Genomic DNA, 12,610 nt, shown 5'->3' with positions numbered 1-12,610 from the left:
GGCGGTCCACGGCCGCATGAAACGAACGTCTACCAACTAATGTGATCCCTACCCGATCAGAGTGATCGGAGTCACGAGTTCCGAGCCCGCGGTTCCGACCGGTGGGCCGTTGAGGTGGGGCGTGAACCTCTGTGCGGCCAGTCGGGGGAGAGGTCTCCCCAATCGACGCCAACTCTTCGCAAAGGCGGCCGACTCCTCGCGAACGGGGGCGAGGGCCTCGCACACGACCCCCCGGCTCCTCGCGAACGAAGGGGAGAGCCTCGCGAACGCGCCCGACGCTCCGCACGAACCGTTCGCGGCGGGCGCCAATCCGGGCCTCAACGGCCCCGCAGTGGACCCACCGAGACGCACGTCTGACCCACCTCGGAGAGGTCCGCCCGGAAGTGGGGTGGTGTCCGCCAGACACTTACTTGCCCGGTGCGGAAGCACCCGGATCCTGGTTCCTGGTTGGGCGCGGACGGGGAAGGGATCTCCGGAAGCATACCGAATCGCATGGATTCGTTGGTGGGGCAGGCATTCGTGCCTGCCTCCCAAGGCGTCTGGAGGCAGGCACGAATGCCTGCCCCACCAGAAGCAACTGCTCCACGCGATTCGGTATCATTCAGCGGCTACGGAACCACCGCCAACTCCCCAGAATCACCCGGTTCGGGCCGGAAAATCACCGTTCGGCCGACGCCTCCGAGCCCGGATCACTCGGGCGAGGGAAACGGAAGCGCCCAGTCGGCGGCGTCGGTGACGCTCAGGAAGAAGTGATTGCCGGCCTCGACGACGAGGTGGTTCCGGCCGGCGACGAGTTTGACCGGGATCCGTTCCTTGCCCGCGTGCCACCCGTGCCAGATCTCGGAGTGCTCGAACACCTTCTCGCCGTTCAGCCACACCGCCCGCACCGACCCGCCCAGGTTCACGCACGCGGCACGCGCCCGGGGGGCGTCCAACGAGGCGATCGCCTGCACGCCGCCGCCGGCCGGGACGGGCAACCCGGTCACGAAGCCCAGGAGCCGCTCCCGGCTCGCCGCGTAGTGGCTCTGGTCGGCCATCCGCAGTTGGAGCGGGTCCGGGGGCATCGGGATCGAGACGCCGCGCCACCCGTCGCCCGGTCGGAGGGCCGCCGCGGTCCGGGCGGTCAGCCGCTCGCCCGCCGGAACGATGCGGACCTGCCAGTCGCGGACCGCGCCGGGGAGCATCTCCCCCTTCACGTTCGACGGGATCGCGAGGTTCGGGTACCCGAGGCCCTCCAGGACGGTGGCCGCGAGCAACTGGCACCCGACGAACGTCGGCGAGCGGCCGTTCGGCGTGACGACGGTGGCCCCGGTCTCCTCGGCGGCGCGGAACCGCGGGGCCGGGTCGATCACCCGGAGGCTCCGGGCCGCGGCCAGAGAGCGGAGGTGCCGGTTGTACTCGTCGAGGCGCTCGTGGTCGGCCGGCGGGCGGGTCCGGCCGAGCGGGTGGCCCAGTTCGATGATCGCCGTGACCCGCTCGGCCGCGAGCCGGTCGAGCAGCCGCGCCACGCCGGCCCGGAACTCGTCGGGCGTCGAGGGCAGGTCGTACGACGCGGCCTCCGAGCCGAACTCGACGACCGCGTGGGTCGGCCGAAGGGGCGTCAGTGCGGCCGCGACGTCCGCCTCCGCGAAGAACAGCGGGAGGCACTCGCCGCCGTTCAGGAGCAGCGGCCGGCCGGGGAGCGTGCCCAGCGCCTGGTTCGCGAGGAGAATGTGCGTCTCGCGGTCGGTCATCTGGTCGCCGAGGAACACGACCCGCGCGCCGGGCGGCAGTTGCCCGAACGCGGCGACCGGCTGCGGGGCCGGAACGGGCACCGGCGCGGGCGGGGGGCCGACGCGGAACCGGGCCGGGTCGGCGTCGGTCGAGTGGACCTCGCCGGTCCGCGCCTCGACCCGTGCGGCCTCGCCGGCGTGGAGGGGCACGACGACCTCGCTCGCCAGGGACCGGGCGACCACGACCCCCTCGGCGACCCGGACCTCGGCGGACCCGTCGTCGGCGACCACCACCGCGAACTCGGTCCCCAGGTCCACGAACTCGGCCTCGGCGGTGCGGAGGCGGAACCCCGTCGCGCCCTCGTCGCACCGGACCGACGCGCGGCCGGACTTCAGATCGATCGCCCGCCCGGAGAGCACCTCGAACTCGGCCGGGCCGGCGACCCGGACGGCCGCGCCGGACGCGAACTTCAGGTCGATCACCCCCGCGTCGAGCCGCACCGGACCGGTCGGGACCGCTGCGCCGGTCCGCGGGCCCGGGCCGCCCCACTTCACGCCCTCGCCGCGGACCAGGACGGCGTGCGGCGGCTCGGACGCGGCCGTGACGCGGCCCGGTCCCCACGCGGACGCCGCGAACACGCCCACCAGCGCGGCGGCGCACAGGCTCGCCGCGTACACCAGGACCCGCCGCGCGGTCGGCACCCGCCGCACCGGCACGACGGGCGGGGCCGGGGCGGGCAGGTCGGCCGCGACCCCGGCGTACTCCCACTGGAGTTCGGCGACGAGACTGGTGTGGTCCAGGTAGTACGCGCGGGCGGCCGGATCGGCCCTCAGGAGCGCGGCCAGCCGCGCCTCGTCCTCGGGCGTGGCGAGCCCGTCGGCGACCGCCGCGACGAGGTCGATGAGTTCGGGCGAGGGCCTCGGGTCTGGGCTCACGGCCGGGCCTCCGCTTCGATGGTTCGGGTCACACACTTCAGGAGCGCCGCCCGCACCCGGGCGAGCTGCTCGGACAGCGCCTTGGGCGACTTCCCGGCGCGGCGGGCCATGTCGTTCACGCACCCGCCGGGCTCGTACCGCTCGGCGACCAGCGCCGCCTGGTCCGGCCGCAGCTTCTTCAGGCACCCGCGGAGGGCGGTGCGGCGGGCGTCGTCCTCGTCCAGGCGCTCCTCGGCCTCCGTCGCGAGCAGATCGATGAGGTCGTCGTCGAACGCCTCCTTCGACCGCCGCTGCCGCTTGCGGAACGCCATCACCTGGAACCGGGCGATGCGGAACGCCCAGGCGATGAAGTTCGTGCCCATTGCGAACTCGGCCGACTTCTGCCACAGGACGAGGTTCGTTTCCTGGAGCACGTCGTCGGCGTCCGCCGGGGTCCGCACCAGGGAGAGGATGAAGGCGTACAGCCGCCGCTGGTTCGCGGTCACCTCGCGAACAAACGCCGCCGAGTCGGGCCGGTTGGTGGTCGACGCGTCGACCGCATCAGTGTCCGCACCCACTTGGAGCCCTCAGCACGGAAAGTGGCTGAGGGGAATATAGCACGTGGCCGCCCGGTCCCACGGCCGGGGGCGAGCGGTGAGGTCGGGGCCGGTCCGCCACGGGGTAATGGCGCGACGTCAGTCGTTCCCATGCGCGACGGGTAACTCCCGGTCGATCCGGCCCGGGAACACGCGGCGCACCCAGACCCGCACCCACCGGGCGAGCGCGCCGGACTTGCCCAAACTCACCAGCACCGCGACCGGCAGGAGCGCGAGCCCGGCCGCGAGGTAGTCGAGCCCTACGACCTGCTCGCGAAGGACGCGGTAGCCCCACCAGCCGAGGTGCCCGAGCCACACCGCCGCGACCGCCCCCGCGAGGAGGAGCCGCCACCCGTCGCGGCGGACCAGCGCGACGGTCAGTGCGACCGCGACCGCTGCGGCGAGCGGGGCGACCCGCACCGGGGTGGCACCGGTCAGCCACAGCGAGTGCGGCCCAATCACCGCGGTTGCGGCCACGGCCAGCACGAAGCCGTCGAGCGCGAGCGGGACGCGCCGGGCCGCCGCGATCAGGTAGAACCCGGCCGCCGCGACGAGGGAGACGAACAGCGGCGTGCCGCCGAGGCGGTCGGTGAAGTGTCCGAGGAACTCGCGGTAGACCGCGTCGGGTTGGTGGCCGAGCCCGGCGAGTGCGACCAACCCGAGCGGCATCGCGAGGGCGGCGAGCCGGGTGCGGAAACTCCGGGCGGCGATCCCGATTTCCAGCACGACCGCCGCCACCGCAAACCCGAACGGGACGAGGAAGTGCGGGCCGAACGCGAGTTCGCCGGCCGCCTGTGGGGTGTGCAGCGACCAGCACAACAGGAACGAGCGCCCGCACACGGCGACCGCCAGGAAGACGAAAAGCGACCACGGGTAGAACGGCCACGGCCACGGGCTGTCGGTGCCGCGGAGGTACCCCGCCCCCCGGCGGGCGGCGGGGAGCAGCGTCAGGGTCACGAGTCCCGCGGCCGGGCCGAAGCCCCACAGCGCCCACAGCATCGCTTCGGTCTCGCCGGTCCGCAGTTCGGCCAGCGCGATCGGGTACAGGAAGAACAGCGCGAGTGCGAGGTGGTACGGCACCCGGAACAGGGCCGGGAGTCGCAGCCCGAGGCCGAGCAGAATGCCTTCGGAAAGCAGGGCGGCGAACGTGAGGCCGCCGATGTTGAACAGCGCCCCGCGGCGCGGCTCGAACACGAGCAGCTCGTCGAACGTGACCGACGTGGCCAGGAACATCAGCACCACGAGGAGGAGCACGGTGCGGACGTCGTCCCACGCGGCGGCGACCTTCACGAGCACGAACGCCGCCGCGGCCAGCAGCAGCGTGTACCCCGCCAGGCCGCCCATCAGCGCCCAGGTGTCGACCTCGCGGGTCTGCGCGCCGAACGACTCGCGGAGCCCGTAGAGGAACAGGCCGGCGCTGACGACGTAGAACGGGTTGCTGGTCCACAACCACCGCACGAGCGGGCGGCGGGGCGGGGGCGCAACGGGGTCGGGGTCGGCGAGCGACATGGACGAACCTCCGGAGTGCGGGCCGGCGCCGGGTGGAAGGAGAAGGTGACGACGTGAATCCCGTCCGTGCCCGTCGCGGAAAGGACGCCGGCCGGTCGGGGTCGTTTCGCGGCACAGCGGTTGCAATCACTCACCGGCGGCGCGACCGGAACAGGCCGAGTGGCGGCCCCGCGCACCGAACTGCGCGGCCGCGCGACGCGCAGTTCGCACCACCGTCACACTCACGGACCGCACCATGCGCCCTCTTTCCGCATCGTTGTTCGCCGCACTCGTGGTCGCGACCGCCGGTCTGGCCGAGCCGCCGCAGCCGAAGCTGCCGCCGCCGTTCGAGACCAAGTCGGTCGTCAAGCACCCGAAGGTGATCGGGTGGCCCGAGGGGAAGGCGCCGACCGCCCCGCCGGGCTTCGCGGTCACGCTGTACGCCGACGGGTTCGACAGCCCGCGGTGGCTGTACTTCCTTCCCAACGGGGACCTGCTCGTCGCCGAGGCCCGGACGCTCCCGAAGCCCGACGCGAAGCCGAAAGAGAAGGAGGGGATGGAGAAGTCGAAGACCGTGACCGGTGGCTCGGCGAACCGGATCACGCTCCTCCGCGACGCCGACAAGGACGGCCGGCCCGAGGTCCGCGAGCTGTTCCTCACCGACCTGAACCAGCCGCTCGGGATGGCGCTGGTCGGCGACGCTCTGTTCGTCGCGAACACCGACGGCGTCGTGCGGTTCCCGTACAAGGCCGAGGACACCAGGATCACGGTGAAGGGCGTCCCGGTCCTGCACCTGCCGCTCGGCGGGTACAACAACCACTGGACCCGCAACCTGCTCGCCAACGCCGACGGCACGAAGCTGTACGTCAGCGTCGGCTCGGCGAGCAACGTCGGCGAGAAGGGGATGAAGGAGGAGGCGCTCCGGGCCAACGTCCTCGAAATCAACCCGGACGGCACCGGGCTGCGGGTGTTCGCGGCCGGCCTGCGGAACCCGGTCGGCATGGCGTGGGAGCCGCACACGAAGGCGCTGTGGGCCGCGATCAACGAGCGCGACGGCCTCGGCGACGAACTGGTCCCCGACTACATCACGTCGGTCCGGGACGGCGCGTTCTACGGCTGGCCGTACGCCTACGCCGGGAAGATCGAGGACCCGCGGCGCAAGGGGGAGCGGCCCGACCTCGTCGCCAAGGCGGTCGCGCCGGACGTGCCCGTCGGCTCGCACACGGCGTCGCTCGGCCTGTGCTTCTACACCGGCGAGGCGTTCCCCGAGAAGTACCGCGGCGGCGCGTTCGTCGGCCAGCGGGGGTCGTGGAACCGGTCGAAGTTCGCCGGGTACCGCGTCGCGTTCGTGCCGTTCTCGAACGGGAAGCCGACCGGCGGCCCCGAGGACTTCCTCACCGGGTTCATCGCCAACGACGACGAGGTGTACGGCCGCCCGGTGTGCGTGTGCGTGGCCCCCGACGGCGCCATGCTCGTCACCGACGACGCCTCGAACCGCATCTGGCGCGTCACGCCGGTGAAGAAGTGACGCGGCACGCGCCGCGACCGGCGTTCACGCTCATCGAACTGCTGGTGGTCGTCGCGATCATCGCGGTGCTGATCGGGCTGCTGCTCCCGGCCGTCCAGAAGGTCCGGGACGCGGCCGCCCGGCTGTCGTGCCAGAACAACCTGAAGCAGATCGGCCTGGCGCTCCACAACCACCACGCGGCCGTCGGCCGGTTCCCGCCCGGGCGCGGCGCGCCGGCCCCGGCGGTCTTCTCCCCGCACGCGCACCTGCTCCCGCACCTGGAGCAGGACGCCGTCCGCGGGCTGATCGACTTCACTTCCGCCCCGGTGACGTACACCGTGCCGCCGGCGACGGTCCACGACGGCACCCGCAACTACCCTGCGGCGACGACCGCCGTGCGGATCTTCGCGTGCCCCGCCGACGCGACCGGCGGGCGCGTTCCCGGGTCGCCCTTTGGCGGCACGAGCTACGCGGCGTGCGCCGGGAGCGGGGCCAGCTCCGGTCTGCTGGCGACGGCCGACGGCGTGTTCACCCTCGGCTCCGGGGTCCGCGTCGAAGACGTCCGCGACGGCACGTCGAACACCGCGGCGTTCTCCGAACGGCTCGTCGGCGAGGGCGGGCCGGGTCCGGGCGACCCCCGCCGCGCCATGCTGGAACTGCCCGGCAGCGGCGATACGACCGCGGCGACGTGCGTGCCGGCGGGCGGAACGTGGAACACGGAACGCGGGGCGAAGTGGATCCTCGGCAACTACGGGAACACGCTGTACAACCACGCCGAGGGCCCGAACCCGCCCGGGTCCGACTGCCTGAACGCGACGCAGCAGAAGGGCCGCCTCGCGGCACGCGGCGCCCACACCGGCGGCGTGAACCTCCTCGCGTGCGACGGCGGCGTGCGGTTCGTCCGCGACGGGATCGCGGTCCCGGCGTGGCAGGCGCTGGCCACTCGCTCCGGCGGCGAGCCGATCGTAGAGTAACGCCGGGCTCACCGGGCGGTACTCAGCAGGAGCGGCGGGTGGACGTGACGATTCGGACCGCGACCGAGGCCGATCTGCCGGCCATCGTGGACATCTACAACCAGTCGATCCCCGGCGGGTGGTCCACCGCCGACACGCGGCCCATCACGGTCGCCGAGCGGGTCGAGTGGTTCCGCAAGTTCGACCCGGCGAAGCGGCCGATCTGGGTCGCCGAGATCGACGGGACCGTGGCCGCGACCGCGTACCTGTCGCCGTTCTACGGCGGCCGCCCGGCGTACGACGCGACGGCCGAGGTCAGCGTGTACATCGCCACCGCGTTCCACCGCCGCGGGCTCGGCCGCACGCTCAAGCAGTTCGTCATCGACCAGTGCCCGCGGCTCGGCGTCACGACGCTGCTCAGCATGTACTTCGACCACAACGACGCGACCCGCCGCATCAACGAAGGGTTCGGGTTCGAGGTGGTCGGCCACCTCCGCGAGATCGCCGTCGTGCAGGGGCAGAAGCGCGGCCTCGTGATCGCGGCGCTGCGGGTCCCGCCGCGGGCCGGGTGACGGATTCCCGGGCGCGGCCCGAACGAGCCCAGGGTACACACGATGAGTTCGCCCGCCGCCGATGTGGCACTTCTCACGGACCCCCGGTACCTGGCCGAGAGCGCCGAACCGGGCGACTGGTACCTGGACAACATCTTGCAGGACGACCGGCTGCTCCGCGACGCCCTGCGGCGCCTCGGGCTCACGTCGGAGCGCGTCGACTGGTCGCGGCCCGGGGTCGCCTGGTCGCGGTACCGGTGCGCGGTGTTTCGCACCACCTGGGACTACTTCGACCGGTTCGCCGAGTTCACGTCCTGGCTCGATCGGGTCGCCAGAGAGACGACCCTGTGCAACCCCGCCGCACTCGTGCGGTGGAACCTGGACAAGCACTACCTCGCGGACCTGGCGGGGCGCGGCGTGCCCGTCGTGGAGACCCGGTTCATCGAGCGCGGCGCCACGGTGAAGCTGTCGGAGGTGCTGGCCGAATCGGGGTGGACCGATGCGGTGGTGAAGCCGTGCGTGTCCGGTGCGGCCCGGCACACGTACCGCCTCGCACCGGCGACCGCCGCGGGACTGGACCCGGTGATCGAGCGGCTGCTGGCCCACGAGTCCGTGATGCTCCAGCCGTTCCAGCGCGACGTCACCATGAGTGGCGAGGACTCGCTGATGGTGTTCGACGGGGCGTTCACGCACGCGGTCCGCAAGACGCCCAAGGCCGGCGACTTTCGCGTCCAGGACGACCACGGCGGCACCGCGAGAACGCACACTCCAACGGCCGATCAGGTCGAACTCGCCGAACGTGCGGTCGCCGCGTGCCGCCCGGCCCCCGCCTACGGCCGCGTCGACCTCGTTCGCGACAACCGGGGCGACCTGGCCGTCATGGAACTCGAACTCATCGAGCCGGAACTCTGGTTGCGTTACCACCCGCCCGCGGCCGACCAGTTTGCGAAGGCGATCGCGGACCGACTCGCACCGGGGAAGACGGATTCGTAGGGCCGGCACACCCGAACCCAACGCAGCAGAGAGAGCACGCGATCCGCCCATGGGACCCCTGACACGTCGCTAGCCGCCCCGCACTTCCGGCACCGCCCGGGGCCCGGCCCACCGGCCCGGCTGGCGAGCGTCGAGCGAGCCGCGGGGTCTGGATCGCGACAGGGCGCGCGGTAAAATGGCCCCACCCGGCGCCCCGCCGGGACGCCTGGATTTCGAGGGGGGTTCGACATGTTGCGAGCGTCTGTCGTCGCGGTGCTGGCGTTCGGCCTGGCGGCCCACGCCCAGCCCCAGAAGGTGAAGGCTCCCGAGGGGTGGAAGGAAGTCCGGTCCGAGGCCAAGGACTTCGCCGTGCTGCTGCCCGAGGAGTCGGACGAGTCGCGGGTCGAAGAGAAGGAGCAGGTGAGTCGCGGCTTGACCGCGACCAAGGGCGACGCCCGGTTCACGGTCAAGGTGTTCACCGAGCGGAAGGGCGGGAGGCAGAAGGAGGACTACCTGAAGGTGGTGCCGAACGACATCGACGTGGTGAAGGGGTCGATCAAGAAGGTGAAGCTCGGCACGATGGACGGGCTCGAGTACCAGAAGAAGGAGGCCGACAAGACGGTCTCGACGTACCGCGTGTACCGGTCGAAGGACGGGGCCACCATGGTGACACTGATCGTCTTCAACAGCGACAAGCTGAAGGCCGATGAGAAGGCCGCGTTCCTGGACTCGTTCCGGATCACCGAGCCGAAGCAGTGACCCCTGGTGCGTCGGTCTTGCCCTCCCCGCCCCGCTCCCGAATCGGCCGCTGACGGCCCTCCGGGTCAGGGGCGGGTGGTCCTGTACCCGTCTCGGAGCCGCCCAGCGACCGCGACGTGTGACGTGTGGGCAAACGACGGCGACCCACGGACAACTGGCACCTCGGTGCCGGCCGCCGGACTCACTTCTTCGACTTGTCGAACCGCTCGGCGAGCCACTTGAGTTGCTGCTCGGTCGGCGGCTTGCGGACCACCTCGACCTTCGGGAGCGCGTCCTTCAGTTTCGCGAGGTCGGCGTCGGAAATGTCCGTCTCGTCCAGGTTCAGCGTCTTCAGGTTCGGCAGCTTCGTGAGGTGCCGGAGGCCGGCCCACGTGAGCCGCGTCTCGGTGACCTTCACTTCCTCCAGCGACGGGCACCCCGCGAGCGCCTCCAGCGAGGCGTCGGTGATCCGCGTCGTGAACTGCGGGGCGAGCCACACCGACCGGAGCTTGCCCGCGCCCGCGAGCTTGGCCGTGCCGGCGTCGGTGTTCATCGTGTGCCACACCCGCAGGTCCCTCAGGTGCGGCAACTTCGCGGCCGCCTCCATCCCGGCGTCGGTGAACGGCGACCCGCCGCACCCGAAGCTCTCGAACTGCGGGAGTTCCGTGAGGTGAGCGAGCCCGGCCCCGGTGAACTCCTTCTTGTTCAGCTCGTGGAAGAACGTCATCTGCTTGAGCGCCTTCCACCCGGCCATGTGCTTCATGCCTGCGTCGGAGAACGTCGCGCCGTCGATCCCGACCTTTTCGAGGGCCGGCAGGTCCGCGAGCAGCGCGAGGGTCTCGTCGGTCAGCGGGCACTTGTTGTAGAGCGTGAGTTCCTTGAGCCCCTTGAACGCCCCGATGAGCTTGAAGTGCTCAGGCGTCAGCAGGTGCGACTCCTTGCAGAACACGCCGACGGCGGTGCCGGCCTTGTCGAACTTCACCTCGACCTTGGCGCCCTTGAGCGTCTCGGCGGCGGCCCGGTCGTCGGCCGCGGCGCTTGCGGGGAGAGCGAGCAGGAGGGCGATTGTTGCGGTTCGCATGTTCGGTCCGTGGGTGCGGTGGTGTGGTCAGTCGCGGGGCTTCCGGCGGGGCCGCTTCGAGGCCCGAGCGGCGGCCTTGGGTGCCGCGTCCGGGGCCGCGGCGGGGCCGGGGACGGTGGCCTCCCGCTTCAGGGTCGCGAGGAGCTTGCACAGCCCCTCGCCGACGTCTTCGCCGTCGCTGAACAGCGGCACGATCCCCCAACTGCCGAGGACGCGGGCCTGCACCGGGTTCGGCCGGCCCATGTACACGAACGTCTTCGGCCGGGCGTTCGCGTACGACGACCCGTGCCACAGCTTGTGGAGCCGGTACAGCAGGTAGCGCACGCTCACGTCCGAGAGGCTATAGCCGATGAACAGTGCAACCCGCCCCATTAAATCCGATTGCAGCTTCACGTCCAGCGGCGCGTCCAGCGCCAGCCGCTCGAAGTGGCTCGACTCGGTCAGCACGATCGAGCCGTCGTCCTCGAAGTCGCCGTGGAACTTGACGATCTGCGTGACGCCCGGGTCGACCCGGGTCATCTCGCCGATGTTCGACACCTTGATGAACGGGACCCCGGCCGCCTCGTGGGCGAGTTCCAGGTAGCGGTCGTAGTTGGTGGTGTAGATGAGCGGGAACCCCAGCTCGACGATGAGCCGGTGGATGTCGGACCGGCGGACCTTCTCGGCCGCGTCGCGGTGCCACTCGACGTCCATCCAGCTCCGCAGCGGGCCGAACGAGCCGGTCTGGATCGCGTAGAACTCGGCGAGCGTCTGGTCGTCGCCCATCTGCGCGAACTCGGTCGGGTCGATGCCCAGCTTCCCGGCGATGTGGGCGCTCAGTTCCCGCCACGACGGGATCCCGAGGTTCATGGACACGCCGGCCCCGACGAAGAGGAGGGCGCTGCGGTTGCGGATCGCGGTCACGAGTTCCTGCACTCTGGCCCCTCGCGGTTCGTGCCCGGACGGACTCTCTGTTGTCTCAATGTAAACGAAGAAAGCCCCCGCGGAGCGGGAGCTTTCACGGGCCGCCGGGCCGGCGCGGGCGGCTCACTTGTGCTCGCCGACGCCCTTCTCACCGAGGGAGGCCTTCGTGACCTCGACGCCGCGGCTCTCCAGCGGGGTCGACTGCCCGGTCCCCTGCGGGTCGGTCTCCTCCAGTTGCCGCGGGTTCCCCGGTGCGGCCGGGAACCCGTGGGTCGTGTCGACGTCGGCCGCGTCGCGGGCGCGCTCCTTGGCCACCGCCGGCGACGGCCTCCGGCTCCCCTCGAACAGCTCCTGCGGCTCGCCGCGGCTGTCGGACCTCGTTCCCCGCCCGTGCTCCACCGCCCCGCCCGACGGGTGGCTCCCCCCCGTCGCGGACAGCGAGTTGGTGCCGCCGGCCGGCATGCCGACGTTGGCCGGCGGGCGGTTCCCGCCCTGGGTGCCGCCCCGGAGTTCGTCCTGAGTGTCCCCCGGCGTGGCCGCCGGCGGGGTGTGATCGTGTGCCATGTGAGTTCCCTCGCGGGCGAGTTGCCTGACACCCTGTGAACAGAGTGGGTCGGAGCAATCGCGGTGCCGCCGGCGACCGACCTTCCCCCGATTCGGCCGGCCGCGGCACCGCGATTGCGGCTCCCTCACCCCAACCGTCCCCGCGGCCCACGAGCGGGACGAGACCATATCGCCCCGGGGGCACCATGACAGCCACGACGAAACACACTGGGTTGCGCGCACTCCTCGCCACGGCCGGCGGGGGACTCGTTGTCGCCGGGTTGCGGCGGCACTCGCTCCTGGCCCGGGCCGCCCTCACGCTCGCGGGCGGCGGGTTGATCCTCTCGGCGTTCCGCCAGGGGGGCTGCGCCGGCCCCGTCGGGATGAGTCGGTGCGAATCCCACCTCGCGTGCTACGGGGCCGGCGTGACCTCGGGCATCTACGACCAGGCCGCCCAGGAGGCCAAGGAGGAGCGACACCCGGCCGGAACACTCATCGAGGACATCGTGGACGAGGCGAGCGACGACTCGTTCCCGTGCAGCGACCCGCCCGCGTGGACCGCCCGCGGGAGCGATCGGCACCCGGTCTGATGGGCCGACCTCGGCGGGACGCTCCCGGACCGGCGTGTCGGGGAACGCAGCAACGCGGGTG

12 protein-coding genes are annotated in these 12,610 nt (G+C 71.8%); 6 read left to right on the top strand and 6 right to left on the bottom strand.

What is annotated here, in order from left to right:
* Positions 1-689: 689 nt before the first annotated feature.
* The 3 genes from ACTIGN_RS31075 to ACTIGN_RS31065 all read right to left on the bottom strand — a co-directional run bounded on the left by ACTIGN_RS31075 (position 690) and on the right by ACTIGN_RS31065 (position 4,732).
* On the bottom strand, positions 690-2,648 hold the full coding sequence (locus ACTIGN_RS31075; RefSeq protein ID WP_439631276.1) for a FecR domain-containing protein: 1,959 nt from the start codon (positions 2,646-2,648) through the stop codon (positions 690-692).
* On the bottom strand, positions 2,645-3,205 hold the full coding sequence (locus ACTIGN_RS31070) for a sigma-70 family RNA polymerase sigma factor (protein WP_439631274.1): 561 nt from the start codon (positions 3,203-3,205) through the stop codon (positions 2,645-2,647). The genes ACTIGN_RS31075 and ACTIGN_RS31070 overlap by 4 nt, the downstream gene beginning before the upstream one ends.
* Positions 3,206-3,322: 117 nt before the next feature.
* On the bottom strand, positions 3,323-4,732 hold the full coding sequence (locus ACTIGN_RS31065) for a hypothetical protein (protein WP_439631272.1): 1,410 nt from the start codon (positions 4,730-4,732) through the stop codon (positions 3,323-3,325).
* Between the two features lie 235 nt (positions 4,733-4,967).
* Here ACTIGN_RS31065 and ACTIGN_RS31060 point away from each other — a divergent pair, with 235 nt between their 5' ends.
* The 5 genes from ACTIGN_RS31060 (at position 4,968) to ACTIGN_RS31040 (ending at position 9,453) form a co-directional block, all read left to right on the top strand.
* Positions 4,968-6,239: a PQQ-dependent sugar dehydrogenase gene (locus tag ACTIGN_RS31060; RefSeq protein ID WP_439631270.1), complete on the top strand. Its 1,272-nt coding sequence runs from the start codon at positions 4,968-4,970 to the stop codon at positions 6,237-6,239.
* Positions 6,236-7,192, top strand: coding sequence for a DUF1559 family PulG-like putative transporter (locus tag ACTIGN_RS31055; protein WP_439631268.1), 957 nt, complete (start codon positions 6,236-6,238; stop codon positions 7,190-7,192). The genes ACTIGN_RS31060 and ACTIGN_RS31055 overlap by 4 nt, the downstream gene beginning before the upstream one ends.
* A 38-nt stretch (positions 7,193-7,230) precedes the next feature.
* The gene (locus ACTIGN_RS31050; RefSeq protein WP_439631266.1) at positions 7,231-7,743 is read left to right on the top strand and encodes a GNAT family N-acetyltransferase; all 513 of its coding nucleotides are present in this window, start codon (positions 7,231-7,233) and stop codon (positions 7,741-7,743) included.
* Between the two features lie 42 nt (positions 7,744-7,785).
* Positions 7,786-8,715, top strand: a complete 930-nt coding sequence (locus tag ACTIGN_RS31045) for an ATP-grasp domain-containing protein (protein WP_439631264.1) — start codon at positions 7,786-7,788, stop codon at positions 8,713-8,715.
* Positions 8,716-8,943: 228 nt separating this feature from the next.
* On the top strand, positions 8,944-9,453 hold the full coding sequence (locus tag ACTIGN_RS31040; protein WP_439631262.1) for a hypothetical protein: 510 nt from the start codon (positions 8,944-8,946) through the stop codon (positions 9,451-9,453).
* A 181-nt stretch (positions 9,454-9,634) separates the two neighbouring features.
* Here ACTIGN_RS31040 and ACTIGN_RS31035 read toward each other — a convergent pair whose 3' ends face one another.
* The 3 genes from ACTIGN_RS31035 to ACTIGN_RS31025 all read right to left on the bottom strand — a co-directional run bounded on the left by ACTIGN_RS31035 (position 9,635) and on the right by ACTIGN_RS31025 (position 11,980).
* Entirely contained in the window at positions 9,635-10,513 is an 879-nt protein-coding gene (locus ACTIGN_RS31035) for a hypothetical protein (RefSeq protein WP_439631260.1), read from the bottom strand.
* A 27-nt stretch (positions 10,514-10,540) separates the two neighbouring features.
* Positions 10,541-11,428: an SIR2 family protein gene (locus ACTIGN_RS31030; RefSeq protein WP_439631258.1), complete on the bottom strand. Its 888-nt coding sequence runs from the start codon at positions 11,426-11,428 to the stop codon at positions 10,541-10,543.
* Between the two features lie 111 nt (positions 11,429-11,539).
* Positions 11,540-11,980 (bottom strand): hypothetical protein, encoded by a 441-nt coding sequence (locus tag ACTIGN_RS31025; protein ID WP_439631256.1) that lies wholly within the window; start codon positions 11,978-11,980, stop codon positions 11,540-11,542.
* Positions 11,981-12,192: 212 nt separating this feature from the next.
* Here ACTIGN_RS31025 and ACTIGN_RS31020 point away from each other — a divergent pair, with 212 nt between their 5' ends.
* Positions 12,193-12,549, top strand: a complete 357-nt coding sequence (locus ACTIGN_RS31020; protein WP_439631254.1) for a hypothetical protein — start codon at positions 12,193-12,195, stop codon at positions 12,547-12,549.
* Positions 12,550-12,610 lie beyond the last annotated feature (61 nt).

The organism is Gemmata sp. (assembly GCF_051859125.1).
Classification (GTDB): Bacteria; Planctomycetota; Planctomycetia; order Gemmatales; family Gemmataceae; genus Gemmata.
Note: the sequence above shows the minus strand (reverse complement) of the source record. Positions and strands in the feature narration are given on the sequence as shown.